We start from the raw sequence: 21,381 nt of genomic DNA, 5'->3' as shown, positions 1-21,381 counted from the left end.
GATCCCGGGTCTCGGGGCTAGCCCGCGTGCTTCGCGTCGCGCGACCGGGCCGCGCGAGCGGCGGTGCGCACGAGCCGGAACGCGATGAGCATCGCGCCGGCGATGGCGACGGCGGCAGCGCCGGAGAGGAGTCCGGCGAGCGCGGCACCGTCCGTCGCGGGCGCCGTGCCCGAGTCGAGACGGCCGAGGTAGCCGAACGTGAATCCGATGATGAACACCCAGGTCGCGACGATGATGGTCGCGGGGATGGTTCCGATCCTTCGCATGTCACCTCCTTTGCATGACCCACCAGTATAGCCGACGAAACTGCGGAAAGGCCTGAACAGGGCGAGTTTCGTTCCGGGTGTCGATTTCCGGGCCCCGAGTTCGTCACCATGGTGTGACGATCGTCGTCACGGCCCGCGAGCGGGCTGACAGCTGGGAGACACCATGACCGACACGTACGTCTACCTCATCCACGAGCCCGACTGGGACTCCGACGCCTATCTCTCGGGCACGGGCGTACCGGGCGGCGACCCGGAGGCGAACTTCCCCGCGCACAAGGCGTTCCAGGAGGCCGTCGCCCGACTCGGCGCCCGGCTCGTCGGCGGCTCCGCCCTGCAGAACGCGAAGTACGGCGGCCGCGTGACGCCCGGGTCCGGCGACCGCCTCGAGGCCGACGCGGTGTACTCCGACGGGCCGTACCCGGACACGAGCGAGGTCGTCTCCGGCTTCTACCTCGTCGAGACCGACGACGAGGCGCTCGCTCGGCGCATCGCCGCGCTCGTGCCGACCGGCGGCCACATCGAGTGGCGCAAGGTCTTCCCCACCTCGTGACCGCCTCCGCCGCCGGCCTCGGCGAGGACTTCGCCGACGCCTGGCCGCGCGTCGTCCGGGCGCTCGCCGCGTACACCGGCAGCCTCGACGACGCCCAGGAGTACGCCGCCGAGGCGATGGCGCGGGCCGTCGCCGAAGCCGGCGGCGGACGGTCCATCGGCTCGCTCGCCGCCTGGTGCACGGCCGTCGGCAAGCGGGCCTTCCTCGACGACCGCCGGCGGCTCGCCACCGAACAGCGGCACGCCGAGCGCGAGGCCGCCGAGCTCTCGGCCCGCCCGCGCGCGGCGGAGTGGGCGGAGCCTGAGGCATCCACCGGCGCCCTGCCCGGCGACGCGCTCGACGACCGGCTCGCCCTGCTCTTCGTCGCCTGCGACCCCGCGCTCACCGAGCAGGCGAGGCTCGTGCTCGCCCTCCGCGTCGTCTGCGGGCTCGACGTGCCGCGCATCGCGGCGCACCTCGGCGTGCAGCCCTCGGCCGCCGCGGCCCGGCTGACCCGCGCGAAGCGGGCCCTCGCCGAGGCCCGGGGGAGCTTCCGCGTGCCGGAGGGACCGGAGCGCCGCGCCCGCCTGCCCGTCGTGCTCGCGAGCGTCGCCGGCATGTTCACCGTCGCCCACCGCGACGTGCTCGACCCGGGCACGCCGCTCGACGACCTCGGCCGGCAGGCGCTTTCGATCGCCGACGCGCTCGTCGCCGAGTTCCCGGACGACGCCGAGGTGCGCGGGCTGCGCGCGGTCGTTCGGCTCGGCCTGGCGCGTCGCCCGGGACGGGTGGATGCCGAGGGCGCGGCGGTGCCGCTCGACGAGGCCGACCGGGGGCGCTGGGACGCTCGGCTCATCGAGGCCGGCCTCTCGGACGCCGCGGCCGCCGCCGACCGGGGCGACGCGCGCTTCGTGCTCGAGGCCGCCATCGCCGGGCTGCACACCGCGGCGCCGAGCTTCGCCGAGACCGATTGGACGCGGGTGGTCGCGTTCTATCGCGCACTCGAACGGGTGTGGGGTGCGCCCTCAGTGACGGTCGCCCGCCTCGTCGCCGAGCAGCAGCTGGCGCTGTTCAGCCCGCCCTCGGGGGAGCGCACCGCGGCGCTCCGCGCCGTCGAGCGGGAGCTGCGGGTGCTCGCCGCGGGCTCTGCGCCCTACGCCGCGCTCGACGCCCGGCTCGCGCTCGCCGACCTCGCCCGGCGCACCGGTCGCCGCGAGGAGGCCGCCGAACGCTACGCCGCGCTCGCCGCGGAGGTGCCAACCGAGGCGGTGCGGCGGCTCTGCGAGCGACGCGCGGCGGGCTGAGGCGTCAGCGTTCGAACACCGGCACGCCGTCGACGAAGGTCTGGTCGACGCGCGCCGCGCCGATCGACTCCGCGGGGATCGCGAGCAGGTCCCGGTCGAGCACGGCGAGGTCGGCGGCGAAGCCGGGCGCGATGCGGCCGGTGTCGTCGAAGCCGTTCACGTAGGCGGAGCCGGCCGTGTACGCCTCGAGGGCGGTCACGACGTCGAGGGCCTGGCCCGGCAGGAACGGCTCCGCGCCGGAGCCGGGATGCCCCGACGGCAGCGCGCGGTTCACGGCGACGTGGATGCCGGCGATCGGATCCGGCGTGGAGACCGGCCAGTCGCTGCCCGCCGCGAGCCGCGCCCCGGCCGCGTGCAGCGAGCCGAAGGGGTACTGCTGCCCGGCGCGCTCCTCGCCGAGCACCGGCACGGTGTGCTCGACCATGAGCGGGTCGTTGCAGGCCCAATAGGGCTGGATGTTCGCGGTGACGCCGAGCTCGGCGAAGCGGGCCACGTCGGCCGGGTCGACGAGCTGCACGTGGGCGAGGTGGTGGCGGGGATCCGGGCCGCGCCGGGCCGCCCGCGCCGCGGCGACCGCGTCGAGGCTCTCGCGCACGGCGCGGTCGCCGATGCCGTGGAAGTGCAGCTGGAAGCCCTCGGCCTCGAGGCGGACCGCGATCTCGCGGAGCAGTCCGGGGTCGACGAAGGACAGCCCGGACTCGGCGTGCACGGCACGATACGGGGCGAGCAGCGCCGCCGTGCCGGACTCGATGATGCCGTCCTGCATGATCTTCACCGCCGGCGTGCTGAAGCGGCGGCCGCGGAAGCGCTCGCGGCGCTCGACGAGTTCGGGGATCTGCTCGAGCCCGCGGGCGCGGTCCCACCAGAGCGCCCCCGCCACCCTGGCGGTGAGCCGCCCGGCGCGGTCGGCGCGGAGGTACGCCTCGGCGGGGTCCTCGCCGTCCTCGGCGCGGGAGAGGATGGCGTCCTGCCAGGCCGTGATGCCGAGGGCGTGCAGGTGCTGCTGGGCGCGCAGCACGGCGGCGTCGAGCTGCTCGGGGGTGGCGTCGGGCAGGATCGCGAGCACGGGGGCCACGGCGCCCTCGAGGAGGAAGCCGGTCGGCCGGCCCGAGGCATCCCGCTCGATCCGTCCGTCGGCCGGGTCGGGCGTGCTCGCATCGATGCCGGCGGCCGCGAGCGCGGCCGAGTTCACCCAGGCGCGGTGGCCGTCGTTGCCCCAGAGCAGGAGCGGGCGGTCGGGCACGACGCGGTCGAGCAGCGCGGCGGTCGGCGGGCCGTCGGGGAAGGCGGTCTGCACCCAGCCGGCGCCCTGCAGCGTCGCATCGTGGGGATGGCTCGCCGCGTACGCCGCGACCGCGGCGAGGTACTCGTCGACGGTCGTGAGTCCGCCGAGGTGGCAGCTGGAGAGCTCGAGGGCGCCGAAGACGGGGTGCGCGTGCGCGTCCTGGAAGCCGGGCACCAGGAGGCGTCCGGCGAGGTCGACGGTGCGGGTGCCGGGGCCGGCGAGCGCGAGCAGGCCGTCGTCGCCGACCGCGACGATGCGTCCCTCACGCACGGCGACGGCGGTCGCGGGCGGGGCGCTCGCAGGGGATGCGTCGGGGCCGGCTCCCGTGAAGACGCGGCCGCCGTGGAAGACGAGTTCGGGGGTCATCTGGACGTCGTTGCTCCTCTCCGGACCGCCCGGGAGCGCACTCCGAAGCGCCGAGTCGCGTCGGGTCGAGAATCTGAGCATCGCTCTTGACCGCGCTCGGCGAGGGGCACTACCGTCGGACCGTGCCGGATCGTTCCGGCACGAGTCATCGTAGGGATTTCTCGAGAGGAACACAATGACGTACCCACCCCGCCGGCCGGCCGAACTGCCGCGCTTCCGCGGACTCGACGGCAACCCGCAGCTCGCACCGAGCCCCGTGCCCGGGACCCCGCGCGAACTGGTGGACCACGGCTTCGCCGACCTCACGGTCGGCACGGCGGAGTACGCCGAAGGGCCCACCGGGGTGACCGTCATGCGGCTGCCCGACCACGCCCGCGTCGCGACCGACTTCCGCGGCGGCTCGAAGGGCATGAGCGGCGGCTACCAGGTGGTCGAGGCGATCTGCTTCGCCGGCGGCTCGGTCTACGGCTTCGGCGCGGCGACGGGCGTCGCCGAGGCGCTGCTCGCCGAGCGCGGGAACGACGTGTCCTTCCCGCGGCTCTCGCTCGTGAACGGCGCGATCATCTACGACTTCTCGGCGCGCAACAACGCCGTCATCCCCGACGCCGCCCTCGGCAAGGCGGCGTTGGCGAACGCCGTCGCCGGCACGGTGCCCGTCGGCCGCGTGGGCGCGGGCGTCGCCGCCACCGTGGGCAAGATCGACTGGTCCCGCGCGGAGTTCGCCGGGCAGGGCGCGGCCTACCGCGAGATCTCGGGCATCAAGCTCCTCGTCGTCACCGTGGTGAACGCCGTCGGGGCGATCGTCGACCGCGAGCAGCGCGTGGTGCGCGGCAACTACGACCCGGAGACGGGCGAACGGCGCCACCCCGCCGAGGACTACGCCGCGGCGTTCGCGGGCGCGGCGATGCCGGCGACCGAGCTCGGCAACACGACGATCACCGCGGTGTTCACGAACGTGCGGCTCGACGACCGCCAGCTCGACCAGTTCGCGAAGCAGGTGCACAGCTCGATGCACCGGGCCATCCAGCCCTTCCACACCAGCCAGGACGGCGACGTGCTGTTCGCCGTCACCACCGACGAGCTCGACTTCCCCACCGAGACGAGCGCCGAGCTCGGCGTGCACCAGCTCGCGCCGAGCGCACTCGGCGCGGTCGCGTCGGAGCTCGCCTGGGACGCCGTGCTGAGCGCCGCCGCATGATCATCCGACGACACGAATCCGAGACCCGCGACCCCGCGATCCGCGGGGCCGAGATCGGCGAGCGCTTCGCCGCCCAGATCGCCGAATCGCTCGACGGCTACTGGCGGCTGTTCCGCGCGAAGGGGATCGACGAGGGCGCGGGCCGCGACGCCGCCCGCCGCATCCTCGACGACGTCGCCGACTGGTCGCCGAGCCTCGCGAGCGAGCTCGCCGGCCTCGCCGCCGGCGCCGGCCTGGAGGCCTGGGAGGCCGCGCTCATGAGCGGCCGCACCGAGATCATCGCGCTCGCCGAGCCGAGCGGGCAGGGGGAGTGCTCGACCGGGGTGTTCCTGCCGGCCGACGGGCAGGCACCCCGCACGCTGCAGATCTGGGACTGGTACACGCACCTCGCGACGGAGTCGCTCGCCTGGTCGTACGTCACCGACGCCGGGCGGCGGGTGCACGGTTTCACCGAGCTCGGCATCCTCGGCAAGATCGGCATCAACGACGCGGGCGTCGGCAGCCACATGAACATGCTGAACCACCGGGCGGATGGTTCGGTGCCCGGCATCCCGTTGCACCTCGTCGCCCGGCGCATCCACGACGAGGCCGCGTCGCTCGACGAGGCGATCGAGCTCGTCCGCGGCACCCGCTTCGGCGCCTCCACCACCCTCACGGTGGTGAGCTACGACGGCGAGCGGCCGCGGGCCGCGTTCCTCGAGGTGACGCCGGTCGGCGTGGCCGTGATCGAGGGGGCGCCCGGCGAGACGATGCGGCACACGAACCACTTCCTCGACGCCGGGCTCGCGCGCGGGGAACGCAACCCCGATATGAGCGACACGCACGCGCGGCTCGCGATGCTCGACGAGCGGGCGACGGCGTTCCGCGCGCTCGATCCGGTCGAGCGCGCCGCGCAGCTCGTCGAGGGGCTCCCCGACGGCGGCCCGGTGTGCATCTTCTACCGCGACGAGGAGCACCCCGAGTTCAGCTGCGAGACGAAGGCGACGCTGTCGCTCGACTTCGACGAGCGCGTGCTGCGCTACCGCGCCGGCACGCCGGCGGCGGTCCGCGACGAGGGCTGGGAGGTGATCTGAGCCGGCCTCAGCGCCGCTCGAGCAGCACCATCACCTCGAAGTGACTCGTCTGCGGGAACATGTCGAACACCCGCGCCCGCACGGGCCGGTACGACGGCATCGCCCGCAGGTCCTTCGCGAGCGATGCCGCGTTGCAGCTCGAGTAGAGCACGTGCGAGATGCCCGCGCTCTGCTCGAGCCAGCCGGCGAGCTCGGCGCCGATGCCGCGCCGCGGCGGGTTCACCACCACGAGGTCGGGCGCGGACGACGCCGCGAGCGCGAACTCGGTGGCGTCGCCGGCGGCGAAGCGCAGCCGGTGGAGCGCGGCATCCGTGCGGCTGAGCTCCGCCGAGGCGACGGCCTCGACGCTCGTCTCGATGCCGGTGATCTCGGGGCCGGTACCCCCTGAGCCGTCGCCGCCGGGGCCGCCGCCGGCGAGGTGCAGCGCGAAGCCGCCGACGCCCGAGTAGAGGTCCCAGGCCGAGTCGGGGGCGAGCTCACGGATCCAGTCCCGCGCCTCCGCGTAGAGCGCCGCCGCGATCGCCGTGTTCGTCTGGAAGAAGCTCTGCGGCCGCAGGTGCATCGTGACGTCGTTGAGCCGCATCGGCAGCGTCTCCTGATCGGTGAGCACGAGTTCGGCGTCGCCCTCGAGCACTGCTTTGTGCTCGGGCAGCAGGTTGACGGTCACGACGCGGGCCTGCGGCAGTTCGGCGAGGAGCGCGGGCAGGTGCTTGCGGATGCGGGCGACCGGCTCGGTCGAGCGCAGCACGAAGCGCACCATGAGCTCCCCGTCGGGCGACTCGGTGACGATGAGGTGCTTCAGCTCGCCGCGCCGGGCGGCGAGGTCGTAGGGTGCGATGCGCGCGAGCGTGATGAACCTCGCCAGCACCGGGAACGCCGCCCGATGGCCGGGCGAGCAGATGCCGCAGGCCTGCAGGTCGACGCCGTGCCCGTCGGCGTCAAGGATGCCGATCGTGGGCGCGTCGACCGTGCCGCCGACGACCATCTTCGCCTTGTTGCGGTAGTCGCGCTCGCCGGAGGCGACGGGCGGATGCCACGCGCCGACGCCGAACGGCGCGAGCAGCTGCTCGGCGTGCGCCTGCTTCGCGGCGAGCTGCTCCGGGTACGGCTGCCCCATGAGGGCGCACGAGGTGCAGCGCCCGGCGTCGAAGTAGCCGCAGTCCACCCGTCAAGCGTAGGCCGCGCGCGGGCCGTCGCCGGCGCTACGGCTCGAAGCGGTAGCCCATGCCGGGCTCGTTCAGAAAGTGGCGGGGTTCCGCCGGCACCGGTTCGAGCTTGCGGCGCAGCTGGGCGACGTAGAGCCGCAGGTATCCGGCGTCGTTCGCGTGGTACGGTCCCCAGACCTCGGACAGCAGCATCTCGCGGGTCAGCAGCTTGCCCGGATGCTTCAGGAAGAGCTCCAGCAGATGCCACTCCGTCGGGGTCAGCCGCACCGAGCCGGCCGAGCCGCCCGCCCCGTCCGCGCAGCGGATCGTCTTCGCCGCGAGGTCCACCTCGAGCTCGCCGATGCGGTGCACCGCGCCGGCGTCGTCCTCGCCCGCCGGGCGGCGGGAACGGGCGCGGATCCGCGCGAGCAGCTCGTCCATCGCGAACGGCTTCGTCACGTAGTCGTCGGCGCCCGCGTCGAGCGCCTCGACCTTCTCGCCCGAGTCCGTGCGCCCCGACAGCACGAGGATCGGCACGCTCGACCAGGCCCGCACCGCGCGGATCACGTCGAGGCCGTCGACGCGCGGCATGCCGAGGTCGAGCAGGATGAGGTCCGGATGGCCCGAGGCCGCCTGCTCGATCGCCTCCGCGCCGTCGCGGGCGTGCAGCACCTCGTAGCCGCGCGCCGCGAGCGTGATGCGGAGCGCGCGCTGCAGCTGCTCGTCGTCGTCCGCGAGGAGGATCCTCATCGCACCGGCCCTTCCTCGTCCGCCGACGTCGTCGGCGCAGCATCCGCCGCAGCCCCGGCATCCGCCGCCGGCAGCGTCACCACCATCGTGAGCCCGCCGCCCGGGGTGTCCTCCACTTCGAGGGTGCCGTCCATCCCCTCGACGAAGCCCTTCGAGAGGGCGAGGCCCAGGCCGAGGCCCGTCTCATTGTCGGTGTCGCCCAGCCGTTGGAACGGCGTGAACACGCCGTCGCGGCGCTCCACCGGGATGCCGGGGCCGCGGTCCACGACGCGCAGCTGCACCCGCCCGCGGAACCCCGACGCCGCGATCCGCACCCGCTCCCCGGACGGCGAATGCCGCACCGCGTTCGCGAGCAGGTTCACCACCACCCGCTGCAGCAGCCCGGGGTCGGCGAGCAGCGGCGGCACGCCATCGGCGAGATCCAGCTCGACCTCGCCCGGGCCGAGGCCGAGCTCGTCGAGCGCGGGGAACACCACGTCCGCCGTCTCGACCGGCGCGAGCCGCACCGCGAGCGCCCCCGCCTGCACCCGGCTCACGTCGAGCAGGTTCGTCACCAGCTCGGCGAGGGAGTCGAGGCTCTCCGCCGCCGTGTCGAGCAGCTCCGCGCGCTCGCCCGCGGGCAGTCGCAGCTCGGGGGAGCGCAGCGCGCTGATCGCCGCCGACGCCGAGGTCAGCGGCCGGCGCAGATCGTGGCCCACCGCGGCGAGCAGCGCCGAGCGCACCTTGTCGGTCTCGGCCAGTTCCGAGGCCTCCTCCGCCGCCGAGGCGAGCGCGCCGTGCTCGATCGCGGCGTCCAGCTGGGTCGCGATCACCTGCAGCAGGCGGCGCTCCGAGGCATCCAGGTCCGGTCCGTGCAGTTCGAGCGTGCCGCGCTCGCCGATCGGCACGAGCGAGACCCGGTCGTCTCGGGTCGGCTCGCCGTCGGCGACCCGCGGCTCCCCGTCGAGGAGCAGGCGGACCCCCGCGAGCCCGAACGCCTCGCGCGTGCGGGTGACCATCGCCTGCAGCGCGTCCTCGCCGCGCAGCACGCTGCCGGCCATCGTCGCGAGCAGCTGCGACTCGGCCGCCGCCCGCTTCGCCTCGCGGGTGCGGCGTGCCGCCTGGTCGACGACGTAGCTCACGAGCAGGGCGTTCGCGACGTAGAACACGAGCGCGAGGAACTGCCGTGGATCGGCGATCGTCAGCGTGTGCACCGGCGCCACGAAGAGGAAGTTCAGCGTGATCCCCGAGAGCACCGCAGCGAAGAGCCCCGGCCAGATGCCGCCGATGAGCGCGACGACGATCACGAGCAGCTGGTACGCGAGCACGTCGCTCGTGATCGAGGTCTCCGTGTGGAACTGCAACAGCACCCAGCTGAGCAGCGGTCCCGCGACGAGCGCGACCGCGAAGCCGATGAGGAGCCGCTTGCGGCTGAGCGCCCCGCCGATCCGCGGCAGCGAGAGGGCCGCGCCGGCCGCCGCGTGCGTCACGATGTGCACGTCGATGTCGCCGGACTCGCGGATCACGGTCGCGCCGATGCCCGGCCCCGAGAACGCGGCGGCCAGCCGCGAGCGGCGGCTCACCCCGATGACGAGCTGCGTCGCGTCGACCGAGCGGGCGAACTCGACGAGCGCGCGGGGCACGTCCTCGCCGACGACCTGGTGGAAGGTGCCGCCGAGCTGTTCGACCAGCGTGCGCTGGGCGTCGAGGGCGCCCGGATGCCTCGCCCGCATGCCGTCCGGCCTGGTCACGTGCACGGCGATCAGCTCGCCGCCGGAGGAGCGCGACGCGATCCGTGCCCCGCGGCGGAGCAGCGTCTCGCCCTCCGGGCCGCCCGTGAGCGCCACGACCACGCGCTCGCGCGCCTCCCACTTGTGGCTGATGCCGTGCTCCGCGCGGTACGCCTTGAGCGCCGAGTCCACCTCGTCGGCGAGCCAGAGCAGGGCGAGCTCGCGGAGGGCGGTGAGGTTGCCGAGCCGGAAGTAGTTCGAGAGGGCGGCGTCGATCCGCTCGGCCGGGTAGACGAGCCCGCCCGAGAGCCGGTCGCGGAGCGCCTGCGGCGCCAGGTCGACGACCTCGATCTGATCGGCCGCCCGCAGCACGCGGTCGGGGATCGTCTCCCGCTGCGGCACCCCGGTGATCTGCAGCACGACGTCGCCGAGCGACTCGATGTGCTGCGTGTTCACCGTCGAGATGACGTCGATGCCGGCGTCGAGGAGCTCCTCGACGTCCTGCCAGCGCTTCTCGTGCCGGGAGCCGGGGGCGTTCGTGTGGGCGAGTTCGTCGACGAGCGCGACCTCGGGCCGGCGGGCGAGGAGCGCGTCGAGGTCGAGCTCCTCCAGCGACATCCCGCGGTGGGTGCTCACCCGGCGGGGCACGAGCTCGAGCCCCGCCGTCATGGCGGCGGTCGCCCGCCGGCCGTGGGTCTCGACGAAGCCGACGACGACGTCGCGGCCTTCGCCGAGGAGCCGCTTGCCCTCCTCGAGCATCGTGTACGTCTTGCCGACGCCGGGCGCGGCGCCGAGCAGTACCCGCAGCCGACCCCGTTTCATGTCGTCATCCTCCCATCCGCTCATTCCCGAGTTGCCCGACTTTCATGAAAGTCGGGCAACTCGGGAGAGGCGCGGGCGCGATCCGGCTCACAGCTCGGCGAGCGCGAGGTTCAGCCGCAGCACGTTCACCGTCGGGTCGCCGAGGTAGCCGGCGTCGCGGCCCTGCACGAAGCGTTCGACGAGCGCGGCGACCTCGGTCTCGGGCAGCCCGCGCGCCTCGGCGACCCGGCCCACCTGCAGCCTGGCGTAGGCGGGGCTGATGTGCGGATCGAGGCCGGATCCCGACGCCGTCACCGCGTCGACCGGGATCTCGCCCGGCGCCGCACCGTCGGCCTCGGCGATCGCCGCCTGCCGCTCGGTGATCGCGGCGACGAGGTCCGCGTTCTCGGGGCCGAAGTTGCTGCCGCTCGAGGCGCCGCCGTCGTAGCCGTCGCCCGCGGCCGAGGGGCGCGGCTGGAACCACTCGGGCAGCGCCGCGCCCTCGGCATCCGCGAACGACTGCCCGATGAGGGCCGAGCCGACGACCGCGCCGTCGGCGTCGCGCACGAGCGAGCCGTTCGCCTGCGCCGGCAGGGCGAACTGGCCGATGCCCGTGACGACGGCGGTGTAGCCGACGCCGAGCACGAGGGTCAGCACGAGCATCGCGCGGAGCGCGACCCAGTGGGTGCGGAGAGTGGAGCGGGTGGTGCTCATGGGACGGTCCTTTCGTTCCGGGCGGGGTCAGAACCCGGGGATGAGGCTGACGACGAGGTCGATCAGCTTGATGCCGATGAACGGCGCGATGATGCCGCCGAGGCCGTACACGAGCAGGTTGCGGCTGAGCACGGCGCTCGCCCCGCCCGCCCGGTACTTCACGCCGCGGAGCGCGAGCGGGATGAGGAAGACGATCACGATCGCGTTGAAGATGATCGCCGAGAGCACCGCCGAGGCCGGCGAGTGCAGCTGCATGATGTTCAGCACCGCGAGCCCCGGGAACACGCCCGCGAACATCGCCGGGATGATCGCGAAGTACTTCGCCAGGTCGTTCGCGATCGAGAAGGTCGTGAGCGCCCCGCGCGTGATGAGCAGCTGCTTGCCGATCCGCACGATGTCGATGAGCTTCGTCGGGTCGGAGTCGAGGTCGACCATGTTGCCGGCCTCCTTCGCCGCGGAGGTGCCCGTGTTCATCGCGACGCCGACGTCGGCCTGCGCGAGCGCGGGCGCGTCGTTCGTGCCGTCGCCGGTCATCGCGACGAGGTTGCCGCCCTCCTGCTCGCGGCGGATGAGGGCGAGCTTGTCCTCGGGCGTCGCCTCCGCGAGGAAATCGTCGACGCCCGCCTCCTTCGCGATCGCGGCCGCGGTGAGCGGGTTGTCGCCCGTGATCATGACGGTGCGGATGCCCATGGAGCGCAGCTCCGCGAAGCGCTCGGCGAGGCCGTCCTTCACGACGTCCTTCAGATGCACGACGCCGAGCACGCGGGTCGCGCCGTCCGGCGCGCGCTCCGCGACGACGAGCGGGGTGCCGCCCGAGGCCGAGATCGCCTCCACCCGCTCCTCGAGCTCGGCGAGCAGGGAGGAGGGCTGGCGCCCGGATGCCTCGACCCACGCGAGCACCGCGGATCCCGCGCCCTTCCGCACGATCCGCCCGTCGGCGAGGTCGAGCCCCGACATCCGCGTCTGCGCCGTGAACGGCACGACCTCGCCGGCCGGCTGCGCCTCGCCCGAGGCGGGGAAGGCGATGCCGCGCTCCGCCGCGAGCTCGACGATCGAGGCGCCCTCGGGCGTCGGGTCGGCGAGCGAGGCGAGCGCCGCCGCGCGGACGAGCTCGGTCTCCTCGACGCCGGGCAGCGGCACGAAGGCGCTCGCGCGGCGGTTGCCGTAGGTGATGGTGCCGGTCTTGTCGAGCAGCAGCGTGGTGACGTCGCCGGCGGCCTCGACCGCTCGGCCCGACATGGCGAGCACGTTGCGCTGCACGAGCCGGTCCATCCCCGCGATGCCGATCGCCGAGAGCAGCGCGCCGATCGTCGTCGGGATGAGGCAGACGAGCAGGGCGACGAGCACCGGGATCGAGGCGGGCAGCGCCGCGTACGAGGCGATCGGGTTGAGCGTGAGCACGACGACGACGAAGACGATCGACAGGCTTGCGAGCAGGATGTTCAGCGCGATCTCGTTCGGTGTCTTCTGCCGGGCGGCGCCCTCGACGAGCGCGATCATCCGGTCGACGAAGGTCTCGCCCGGCTTCGAGGTGATGCGCACGACGATGCGGTCGGAGAGCACCCGGGTGCCGCCCGTGACCGCGCTGCGGTCGCCGCCGGACTCGCGCACCACGGGGGCCGACTCGCCCGTGATCGCCGACTCGTCCACCGAGGCGATGCCGTGCACGATGTCGCCGTCGCCCGGGATGAGCTCGCCCGCCGTGACGACGACGAGGTCGCCCAGCTGAAGGGCCGCCGAGGACACCTCGACCGTGCGGCTGCGCTCGGCGCCCGGGTCCGCGACCTCGTCGTACCGCTCGACGCGGTGCGCGACGGTGTCGCTGCGGGTGCGGCGGAGCGACTCGGCCTGCGCCTTGCCGCGGCCCTCGGCGACCGCCTCCGCGAGGTTCGCGAAGAGCACCGTGAGCCAGAGCCAGGCGGCGATCGCCCAGGTGAACGACCAGGGCACCTCGCTGCCGCCGGAGGCCTGCGGCCCGCCGAGGAACGGCTCGGCGATCGCGAGCAGCGTGGTGAGCACGGCGCCGAGCTCGACGACGAACATGACGGGGTTCCGCCACATCCGGCGCGGGTCGAGCTTGCGGAGCGCGCCGGGCAGCGCCTGCCCGAGCTGGGCGGTGGTGATGAGGGACATGGGTCAGTTGAGCCCTTCTGCGAGGGGTCCGAGGGTGAGCACGGGGAAGTAGGTGAGCGCCGTGACGATCACGGTGACGCCGAGGAGGAGGCCGACGAACTGCGGTCGGTGCGTCGGCAGGGTGCCGGCGGTGGCCGGGACCTTCCGCTGCGCCGCGAGCGAGCCGGCGAGGGCGAGCACGAGCACGATCGGCACGAAGCGGCCGAGCAGCATCGCCACGCCGAGCGCGATGTTGAACCACGGCGTGTTCGCCGTCAGTCCGGCGAAGGCCGAGCCGTTGTTGTTCGACGCGCTGGTGAAGGCGTAGAGCACCTCGCTCATGCCGTGGATGCCGGGGTTCCAGATCGAGGTCGACTCCACGTCCTCCCGCACGCCCGGGAGCGCGAAGCTCAGGGCGGTGCCCGCGAGCACGAGCGTCGGCGTGACGAGGATGTAGAGGCTCGCGAGCTTGATCTCGCGCGGCCCGATCTTCTTGCCGAGGTACTCGGGCGTGCGGCCGACGAGCAGCCCCGCGATGAACACCGCGATCACGGCGAGCACGAGCATGCCGTAGAGGCCGGAGCCGACGCCGCCGGGGGCGACCTCGCCGAGCATCATGTTCAGCATCGGCAGCATGCCGCCGAGCGCGGTGTAGGAGTCGTGCATCGAGTTCACGGCGCCCGTCGAGGTGAGCGTCGAGGTCGTGCCGAACAGCGTCGAGCCGAAGATGCCGAAGCGGGTCTCCTTGCCCTCCATCGCGCCGCCGGCGAGCTCGGGCGCCGTGCCGCGGCCGGCGGCTTCGAGGGCGCTCAGCGCGACGAGCGAGAGCACGAACAGCGTCGCCATGACCGCGAGGATCGCGTAGCCCTGCTTGTTCGATCCCACCATGCGACCGAAGGCGCGCGGCAGGGCGAAGGGGATGGCGAGCATGAGCACGGTCTCGAACAGGTTCGTCCACGCGGTGGGGTTCTCGAAGGGGTGCGCCGAGTTCGCGTTGAAGAAGCCGCCGCCGTTCGTGCCGAGCAGCTTGATGACCTCCTGGCTCGCGACCGGGCCGCCGGGCAGCTGCTGGCTGCCGCCGGAGAGGGTCTGCACCTCGGTGAATCCCGCGAAGTTCTGCACGACACCGCCGGTGAGGAGCACGACGGCGCCGACGATCGCGAGCGGCAGCAGCACCCGCAGGCAGCCGCGCACCAGGTCGACCCAGAAGTTGCCGATCGTGGTGGAGCCGTGCCGGGCGAAGCCGCGCACGAGCGCGATCGCGACGGCGATGCCGACGGCTGCCGAGACGAAGTTCTGCACGGCGAGGCCGGCGAGCTGCACGGTGTAGCCCACCGTCAGCTCGGGGGAGTACGACTGCCAGTTCGTGTTGGCGACGAAGGAGGCCGCGGTGTTGAACGCGAGCCCCTCCGGCACGGCGGGCAGGCCGAGCGAGTACGGCAGCACCGCCTGCGCGCGCTGCAGGGCGTAGACGAGCAGCAGGCCGACGAGCGAGAAGGCGAGCACGCCGCGGAGGTATGCGGGCCAGGACTGCTCGGCGCGCGGGTCGACGCCGATGAGGCGGTAGAAGCCGCGCTCGACGCGCCAGTCGCGGTCGCTCGTATAGGTGCGGGACAGGTAGTCGCCGAGGGGGCGGTACAGGAGGGCGAGGATCAGCGCGAGGGTGGCCGCCTGCAGGGCGGCGAAGAGGACCTGCATCAGAACCGCTCGGGTTTCACGAGGGCGATGACCAGGTAGATGACGGCGGCGATGCCCAGCGCGGCGGCGAGGAGCTCGAAGACGATCACAGCTTCTCGACCCCCTTGGCGATGAGGGCGACGACCGCGAACACGGCGAGGATGCCGAGGATGGCGACGACGTCGAGCACGGGGACTCCAGGATCGGGCGCCGCCTGCCGCGGTCGCGGCGGGCGGGCAGCGGTTCGGCTGCACCTGCGATGCAACACCCGTAGCGGCGGCCGAGCGGCCGTCCTCACGGTTCCCTAACGCCCCGCCCGCCCCGTCCCTACGCGGCCCTCACGCTCCTGGTTCGCCGAGCTCGCCCTGGTTCGCTGAGCTTGTCGAAGCGATCGCACCCCTCGACGAGCTCGGGGAACCACCTGGTTCGCTGAACTTGTCGAAGCGATGGCACCCTCGACGAGCTCGGGGAACCAGCGGTCTACTCCCCGCGGCGCAGCGCCTCGCGCTCGCCCTCCCACTCCTCGAGCAGCTCCGGCATCCGCGCCGCCATGAAGCGGAAGAAGCCGGCCATGTCCCGCCCGCGCGCGGCCGCGTCGTCGTCGTGGGCGTCGTCGGCGATCTCGTCGATGAGCTCCGCGAGCCGCGAGTAGATCGGCAGCCCGCTCGTGAGCACCGCATGCCAGGTGTCGTCGAACAGACGGTAGCGGTCGCGGCGGCTGTCGGGGCTCGAGATGCGCTGGGCCATCCGCGCCGTCTGCAGGTAGCGCACCGCGCCCGACACCGCGGCGGCGCTCACGCCGAGCCGCTCGGCGAGCTCCGCCGCGGTGGAGCCCTCGGCGGGCGAGGCCACGAGGGCCATCAGCACGCGCGAGGGCATCCGCGGCATCCCGGCGGCGGTGAGCATCGCCGCTCCCTCCTCGGCGGCGGCGATCGCACGGTGCCGGCCGTGCTCCTCGGATGCCGTCACGGGCTGCTCCTCACGTCGATCTCCGGCTCAATCGCCTGCCGCGAGCTCGCGGCGTCGCATCAGGCCGAGCGCGAGCATGCCGCCCGCGGCGACGACCCCGAGCAGCCACCAGAGGCCCTTGACGTCGACCCCGTCGGCGCTGGCCACGGGCGTCACGGCGACGGGCGACAGGTTCGTCACCCAGTCGGGCAGCCCGAACAGGGGTCCGAACATCCCCAGCAGCAGCGCGACGAGCACGAGCACCCAGCCGAGCGCGATCGTGAGCCGCGGCGCGAGCACGAACACGAGCGCCGTCAGCACCAGGAACACCGCGGCCGCGGCGAGCTGCCCCGCCCCGGCGACGAGCGCGTCCCAGGCGAGCGAGGCGTCGGCGCCCTTCGCCTGCACGCCGAGCCAGGCGCTGAGCACGGCCGCCGTGCACACGGCGAGCGCGGCGCCGAGGCCGACGAGGAGGAACGCCCAAAGCCAGCGCACCCGGCCGACGGGCGCGGCGAGCACCTGCTCGGCGGTGCCGTGCGTCTCCTCCTGGCGTGCGCGCGTGACGGTCTGCACGGCGGCGCACGCGGCGAGCACGCCGACGATCGTGAAGAAGATCACCACCATGCCCTGTTCGAGGCTGCCGCCCTTGGACAATGCGGCGAAGAGTTCCTCGACGGCGGGGATCTTCGTGCCGATCTCGTCGATCACCGCGCCGAGGCTCGTGGCGAGCACCCCGGTGAGCAGGCCGCCGACGGCCCAGCCGACGACGGAGCCGCGCGCGAGCCGCCAGACCAGGCCGAGCGGCGAGCCGAGACTCGCGGGCGCTGCCAGCCGACCGGCGCGTTCGGCGATGAAGCTCCCGTCGAGGTCGCGCACCCGCTGCAGCGCGAAGGCGAGCGCGGTGAGCGCGACGGCGACGGCGGCGCAGAGGGCGATCGGCCACCAGACGTCGTCGGCGAAGGGCCGCGCGTTCTCCGCCCAGCCGAAGGGGGAGAGCCAGGTGAGCCAGGAGCTCTCGATGCGCTGCAGATCGCTCGACGGCGTGCCGAGGGCGTTGCCGAGCCCGCAGACGAGGAAGCTCCCGAGCAGCACCCAGACGCCGAGCGAGTTCGCGCCGCGCGAGGTGCGCATGAGCTGCGCGGCCACGAGGCCGAGGCCGAGGAACACGAGCCCGACGGCGGCCGCGGAGACCCCGGACACGATCGAGCCGAGCGGGGCGTAGCCCGCCCCGGCGAAGCAGGCGGCGACGAGCACGGCGAGCGCGAGGTTCGCGCCGATGCCGTGCAGCACCGTCGCGACGAGCGGCGCGGTGCGCCCGGCCGGGGTCGCGGCGACGAGCTCCGCTCGGCCCAGCTCCTCGTCCATGCGGCTGTGCCGCACGGCGAGGAAGCTCGACATGAACGCCGCCATCATCGCGAGGAACGGCAGGATCAGGAACAGCGTGAAGGCGTCGAACTCCGCCCCGGACGGCAGCCCGCGGAAGAGCATGATGACGGGGTTCGCGGCGACGGCGGCGAGCACCTCCTGCCGGTCGGCCTCGGTCCCGTAGGACTGCTGCACCCCGCCGACGGCGGCGATCGCGAGCAGCGCGGTGCCGCCGACCCAGAGCACGAGCTGCCAGCGGTCGCGGCGCAGACGCTCGCCGAGCAGCGCGCCGATGGCGCTCATCGCCGCGCACCCTCCCGGGCGGCGGGCGCGGACCCCGCGGCGGATGCCGCGTCGGCGGATGCCCCGCCGTCGCCGATCTCGTCGCCGTAGTGCCGCAGGAACAGCTCCTCGAGCGAGGGCGGCTCGACGCGCAGGCCGCGCACGTTCCGGCTCGCGAGGGCGGGCAGGATGCCGGCGACGCGGTCGCTGTCGACGGTGAACCGAGCCCGTCCGTCGGCGACGGCGGTGTCGTGGATGTCGGGGAGGCCGGCGAACGCGGCGTCGGCCGAGGCATCCGCCCCGTTCCCCGCGTCGAAGGACACCTCGGTGCGAGTGAGGTGGCGAAGTTCGGCGAGCGTGCCGCTCTCGACGACGCGGCCCGCGCGGATGATCGACACCCGGTCGCAGAGCTGCTCCACCTCCGACAAGATGTGGCTCGACAGCAGCACGGTCGCGCCCGCGGCGCGCACGCGCGCGACCTCGCGGCGGAAGACGAGCTCCATCAGCGGGTCGAGGCCGCTCGTCGGCTCGTCGAGGATGTAGAGCTCGGCTGGCACCGCGAACGCGGCGATGAGCGCGACTTTCTGCCGGTTGCCCTTCGAGTACGCGCGGCCCTTCTTGCGCGGGTTGAACTGGAAGGCCTCGACGAGGCGGGCCTTCTCCGCCCGGTAGCCGGGGTCGCGGTGCGCGGCGCCGCGCAGCCGGGCGAGGAAGTCGACGGCCTCCCCGCCGGAGAGGTTCGGCCAGACGCTGACGTCGCCGGGCACGTAGGCGATCCGCCGGTGCAGGGCGACGGCGTCGCGCCAGGGGTGCGCGTCGAAGACGCTCACCACCCCGGAGCTCGCGCGGGCGAGGCCGAGCAGGATGCGGAGGGTCGTGGACTTCCCCGCGCCGTTCGGGCCGAGGAATCCGTGCACCTGGCCGGCGTCGACCTCGAGGTCGAGCCCGTCGAGGGCGCGGGTGCGACCGTAGCGCTTCACGAGGTCGCTGGTGCGGATGACGGTGGTCATGCGCGCGACGCTACGCCGATTTCACGAATTCGTGAATCTTCCTAACGGAATCCTTACGGGCCCCGGCCCCGGCCGCGGCTATTCGAGCGCGGCGAACTTCTCGATGTCGCTCTCGGTGCCGGTCACGATGATGAGGTCGTGGTTCGACACGACGGTCTTCTCGGTCGCGTAGGTGAACGGCTTGCCCGGGCTCTTCACCCCGACCACCGTGACGTTGTGCTTCGTGCGCACGCCCGACTCGGTCAGGTTCTTGCCGCGGATCGGCTTCGGCGGGTACATCTTCACGAGCGCGAAGTCGTCGTCGAACTCGATGAAGTCGAGCATCCGCCCGCTCACGAGGTGCGCCGTGCGCTCGCCCGCCTCGCGCTCCGGGTAGATGACGTGGTTCGCGCCGATGCGCTGCAGGATCTTGCCGTGCGAGGCGGAGATCGCCTTCGCCCAGATCTGCGGGACGCCGAGGTCGACGAGGTTCGCCGTGATGAGCACGGACGCCTCGATCGAGGAGCCGACCGCGCAGACCGCGGTCGAGAAGTCCTGCGCGCCGATCTGCTTCAGCGCGTCGATGTTCTTCGCGTCGGCGACGACGGCGTGCGTGACCCGCTCGGCCCACTTCTGCACGAGGGACTCGTCGGTGTCGACGGCGAGCACCTCGCGGCCGAGCCGGTCCAGCTGGCCCGCGGTCGCGGCGCCGAAGCGGCCGAGCCCGATCACGAGGACGGGGGCGTTGTGCTTGATGCGATCAACCAACGATGGGCCTCTCTTCCGGTCGTTTGAACAGCTGCCGGCGGGTGCTCGCGGCGAGCGCCGCGGCGAGGGTGACGGTGCCGACCCGTCCCATGAACATCGTGCCGGCCATGACGTAGACGCCCTCCGGCGGCAGTTCGGCGGTGAGCCCGGTCGACAGTCCGCAGGTGGCGAAGGCCGAGATGACGTCGAAGAGCACGTTCTCGAACGGCGCCTTCGTGATCTGCAGGATCGCGATGGAGGCCGCCGCGACGATGGTCGCGCCCCAGAGGACGACGGAGACCGACAGGCGCAGCATGTCGCGCGGGATGCGTCGGCCGAACGCCTCCATCGAGGGGGCGCCGCGCGCCTCGGCGACCGCCGCGAGGAACAGCACGGCGAGCGTCGTCACCTTGATGCCGCCCGCCGTCGACGCGGAGCCGCCGCCGATGAACATCAGCATGCTGCTGACGAGCTGGCTGGAGCCGTACAGGTCGTGCATGTCGACGGTCGCGAAGCCGCCGGATCTCGTCATCGCCGACATGAAGAACGACTGGAAGATCGTCGGCCCCGCGTCGAGGTGCCCGTAGGTCTTCGGGTTGGCGTGCTCGAGCAGGATGAACATCGCCGCGCCGGCGATGAACAGGATCACGGTCGTGGTGAGCGTGAGCTTGACGTGCACGCTCCACTTGCGCGGGCTGCGCCACGCCTTCGCGAGCGCGAAGATCACGGGGAAGCCGAGGCTGCCGAGGAACACCCCGACCATGAGCAGCGACTGCATCCAGTAGTCGTGCTCGAAGGGCGCGAGCCCGCCCGGGTTCGGCGAGAAGCCGGTGTTCGTGAACGCCATCGCCGAGTAGTACAGGCTGTACCAGATCGAGTGGCCGACGTCGTATCCCGCGGCGAGCATGCTCGGCATGAGGCCGATCGCGAGCGCCGCCTCGATGACGAGGGCGCTCACCGCGACGGTGAACAACAGCCCGCCGACCTCGCCGAGGCGGATCGCCTGGCGCTCCGCCACGGGGCCGACGTGCAGCCGCGAGGGGTTCGTGTCGCTCGCGGCCATGAGCTTCGCCCGCAGGCCCAGGCGCCGCGAGATGACGAAGCCGAGGGTCGTCGCGAGCGTCAGCACGCCGATGCCGCCGATGTTCACGCCGAGGTAGACGAGCCCGTGCCCGAACGGCGACCAGTAGGTCGCCATGTCCACGGTCGACAGACCCGTCACGCAGATGACCGAGACGGCGGTGAACAGCGCGTCGTGCAGCGGCGCGGAGGATGCCTCGCCGGCACGCGCGATCGGCAGCGAGAACAGCAGCGTGAAGACGAGGATCAGGGCCGCGAAGACGAGGATCGCGAACCGCGACGGCGAGTGCTTGACCAGGCCGTCGACGGCGTCGCGGACGACCCCGAGCCAGCTGCGGCTCCCGCGACCGGGGTTCCCGATCGTCGGCCGTGCGTGCATCGAGCCCCCTCCAGCCTTGCGTGACGCGTGTGTCATGGTACTCCCCGGCGCGAGTGGCTACCCTTGCACCATGGCGGACATCTTCGACGTGGTGGCGGACTCGACCCGGCGAGACATCCTCGCCGTGCTCCTCGAACGCGAGCAGAGCGAGCCGTCGTCCGGCGGCGAGATCAGCGTCTCGGAGATCGTCGCCGCCCTCGGCGTGAGCCAGCCGACCGTGTCGAAGCACCTGAAGGTGCTCCGCGAGGCGGGGCTCGTCGCCGTGCGCGAGGAGGGCCAGCACCGCTATTACCGGCTCGACCGGGAGCCGCTCGAGACGATCGAGGACTGGCTCATTCCGTTCACGGCATCCGATGCCGCCGCCGATGCCGCGACCCTCGCGAGCGCCGCGATCTCGCTGAACGACGACCAGCGCGCCTTCGCCTCGCGCCTCGGCGCCGCGTTCGCCGAGACCGCTCAGCGCGTCACGCAGGCGGTCAAGCGCAAGTAGCCCCGGTTCCCCGAGCTCGTCGAGGGGCCGAGCCTGTCGAGGGGCCGCTTCGACAAGCTCAGCGAACCAGGTGGTTCCCCGAGCTCGTCGAGGGGCCGCTTCGACAAGCTCAGCGAACCAGGTGGTTCCCCGAGCTCGTCGAGGGGCCGCTTCGACAAGCTCAGCGAACCAG

The 21,381-nt window shown here is 73.1% G+C and carries 20 protein-coding genes; 5 read left to right on the top strand and 15 right to left on the bottom strand.

Features of this window, described 5'->3' with window-relative positions; all coding sequences use genetic code 11:
• Positions 1–17: 17 nt before the first annotated feature.
• A complete protein-coding gene (locus QSJ60_RS18335; RefSeq protein ID WP_189085473.1) occupies positions 18–266 on the bottom strand; it encodes a hypothetical protein in 249 nt (82 codons plus the stop codon).
• 163 nt (positions 267–429) lie between these two features.
• Between QSJ60_RS18335 and QSJ60_RS18330 the strand changes: the two genes are divergently transcribed.
• Together QSJ60_RS18330 and QSJ60_RS18325 are read left to right on the top strand one after the other, a co-directional pair.
• Positions 430–816, top strand: coding sequence for a YciI family protein (locus tag QSJ60_RS18330; protein ID WP_230767836.1), 387 nt, complete (start codon positions 430–432; stop codon positions 814–816).
• Complete coding sequence (locus QSJ60_RS18325; protein WP_285465104.1) at positions 813–2,099, top strand: DUF6596 domain-containing protein; 1,287 nt, start codon at positions 813–815, stop codon at positions 2,097–2,099. Before QSJ60_RS18330 ends, QSJ60_RS18325 begins: the two co-directional genes overlap by 4 nt.
• A gap of 4 nt (positions 2,100–2,103) precedes the next feature.
• On the opposite strand, the gene QSJ60_RS18320 is transcribed toward QSJ60_RS18325, so the two are convergent.
• Positions 2,104–3,750 (bottom strand): amidohydrolase, encoded by a 1,647-nt coding sequence (locus QSJ60_RS18320; protein ID WP_285465102.1) that lies wholly within the window; start codon positions 3,748–3,750, stop codon positions 2,104–2,106.
• A 175-nt stretch (positions 3,751–3,925) separates the two neighbouring features.
• On the opposite strand from QSJ60_RS18320, the gene QSJ60_RS18315 reads away from it, so the two are divergent.
• Both QSJ60_RS18315 and QSJ60_RS18310 read left to right on the top strand, forming a co-directional pair.
• Complete coding sequence (locus tag QSJ60_RS18315; protein ID WP_285465101.1) at positions 3,926–4,948, top strand: P1 family peptidase; 1,023 nt, start codon at positions 3,926–3,928, stop codon at positions 4,946–4,948.
• Positions 4,945–6,021, top strand: coding sequence for a C45 family autoproteolytic acyltransferase/hydrolase (locus QSJ60_RS18310; RefSeq protein WP_285465100.1), 1,077 nt, complete (start codon positions 4,945–4,947; stop codon positions 6,019–6,021). Before QSJ60_RS18315 ends, QSJ60_RS18310 begins: the two co-directional genes overlap by 4 nt.
• Before the next feature lie 7 nt (positions 6,022–6,028).
• Here QSJ60_RS18310 and rlmC read toward each other — a convergent pair whose 3' ends face one another.
• The 13 genes from rlmC to QSJ60_RS18245 form a co-directional block, all read right to left on the bottom strand.
• Positions 6,029–7,186: a 23S rRNA (uracil(747)-C(5))-methyltransferase RlmC gene (gene rlmC / locus QSJ60_RS18305; RefSeq protein ID WP_285465099.1), complete on the bottom strand. Its 1,158-nt coding sequence runs from the start codon at positions 7,184–7,186 to the stop codon at positions 6,029–6,031.
• Positions 7,187–7,223: 37 nt separating this feature from the next.
• Positions 7,224–7,916 carry a response regulator transcription factor gene (locus tag QSJ60_RS18300; protein ID WP_285465096.1) on the bottom strand — a complete coding sequence of 231 codons (693 nt, stop codon included), beginning with the start codon at positions 7,914–7,916 and terminating at the stop codon, positions 7,224–7,226.
• Positions 7,913–10,447, bottom strand: coding sequence for an ATP-binding protein (locus QSJ60_RS18295; RefSeq protein WP_230767822.1), 2,535 nt, complete (start codon positions 10,445–10,447; stop codon positions 7,913–7,915). Before QSJ60_RS18295 ends, QSJ60_RS18300 begins: the two co-directional genes overlap by 4 nt.
• Positions 10,448–10,534: 87 nt before the next feature.
• Positions 10,535–11,140 (bottom strand): potassium-transporting ATPase subunit KdpC, encoded by a 606-nt coding sequence (gene kdpC / locus QSJ60_RS18290; protein WP_285465094.1) that lies wholly within the window; start codon positions 11,138–11,140, stop codon positions 10,535–10,537.
• A gap of 27 nt (positions 11,141–11,167) precedes the next feature.
• Positions 11,168–13,273, bottom strand: a complete 2,106-nt coding sequence (kdpB, locus tag QSJ60_RS18285; protein WP_285465092.1) for a potassium-transporting ATPase subunit KdpB — start codon at positions 13,271–13,273, stop codon at positions 11,168–11,170.
• Between the two features lie 3 nt (positions 13,274–13,276).
• The gene (gene kdpA / locus QSJ60_RS18280; RefSeq protein ID WP_285465090.1) at positions 13,277–14,950 is read right to left on the bottom strand and encodes a potassium-transporting ATPase subunit KdpA; all 1,674 of its coding nucleotides are present in this window, start codon (positions 14,948–14,950) and stop codon (positions 13,277–13,279) included.
• Positions 14,950–15,039, bottom strand: a complete 90-nt coding sequence (locus QSJ60_RS18275; RefSeq protein WP_189085485.1) for a potassium-transporting ATPase subunit F — start codon at positions 15,037–15,039, stop codon at positions 14,950–14,952. Before QSJ60_RS18275 ends, kdpA begins: the two co-directional genes overlap by 1 nt.
• On the bottom strand, positions 15,036–15,194 hold the full coding sequence (locus QSJ60_RS18270; RefSeq protein WP_285465088.1) for a hypothetical protein: 159 nt from the start codon (positions 15,192–15,194) through the stop codon (positions 15,036–15,038). The genes QSJ60_RS18275 and QSJ60_RS18270 overlap by 4 nt, the downstream gene beginning before the upstream one ends.
• Before the next feature lie 215 nt (positions 15,195–15,409).
• Positions 15,410–15,898, bottom strand: a complete 489-nt coding sequence (locus QSJ60_RS18265) for a GbsR/MarR family transcriptional regulator (RefSeq protein WP_230767807.1) — start codon at positions 15,896–15,898, stop codon at positions 15,410–15,412.
• Between the two features lie 27 nt (positions 15,899–15,925).
• Positions 15,926–17,545, bottom strand: coding sequence for an ABC transporter permease (locus tag QSJ60_RS18260; RefSeq protein WP_285465083.1), 1,620 nt, complete (start codon positions 17,543–17,545; stop codon positions 15,926–15,928).
• Complete coding sequence (locus QSJ60_RS18255; protein WP_285465082.1) at positions 17,542–18,534, bottom strand: ABC transporter ATP-binding protein; 993 nt, start codon at positions 18,532–18,534, stop codon at positions 17,542–17,544. Before QSJ60_RS18255 ends, QSJ60_RS18260 begins: the two co-directional genes overlap by 4 nt.
• Before the next feature lie 78 nt (positions 18,535–18,612).
• On the bottom strand, positions 18,613–19,281 hold the full coding sequence (locus QSJ60_RS18250) for a potassium channel family protein (protein WP_230767802.1): 669 nt from the start codon (positions 19,279–19,281) through the stop codon (positions 18,613–18,615).
• The gene (locus QSJ60_RS18245) at positions 19,274–20,719 is read right to left on the bottom strand and encodes a TrkH family potassium uptake protein (protein ID WP_230767800.1); all 1,446 of its coding nucleotides are present in this window, start codon (positions 20,717–20,719) and stop codon (positions 19,274–19,276) included. Before QSJ60_RS18245 ends, QSJ60_RS18250 begins: the two co-directional genes overlap by 8 nt.
• A gap of 70 nt (positions 20,720–20,789) precedes the next feature.
• Here QSJ60_RS18245 and QSJ60_RS18240 point away from each other — a divergent pair, with 70 nt between their 5' ends.
• Complete coding sequence (locus tag QSJ60_RS18240) at positions 20,790–21,209, top strand: ArsR/SmtB family transcription factor (protein ID WP_285465080.1); 420 nt, start codon at positions 20,790–20,792, stop codon at positions 21,207–21,209.
• Positions 21,210–21,381 lie beyond the last annotated feature (172 nt).

Origin of the sequence: Agromyces sp. NBRC 114283, assembly GCF_030268405.1 — a bacterium.
Classification (GTDB): domain Bacteria; phylum Actinomycetota; class Actinomycetes; order Actinomycetales; family Microbacteriaceae; genus Agromyces; species Agromyces mediolanus.
This window is presented reverse-complemented; position numbering and strand designations above follow the sequence as displayed.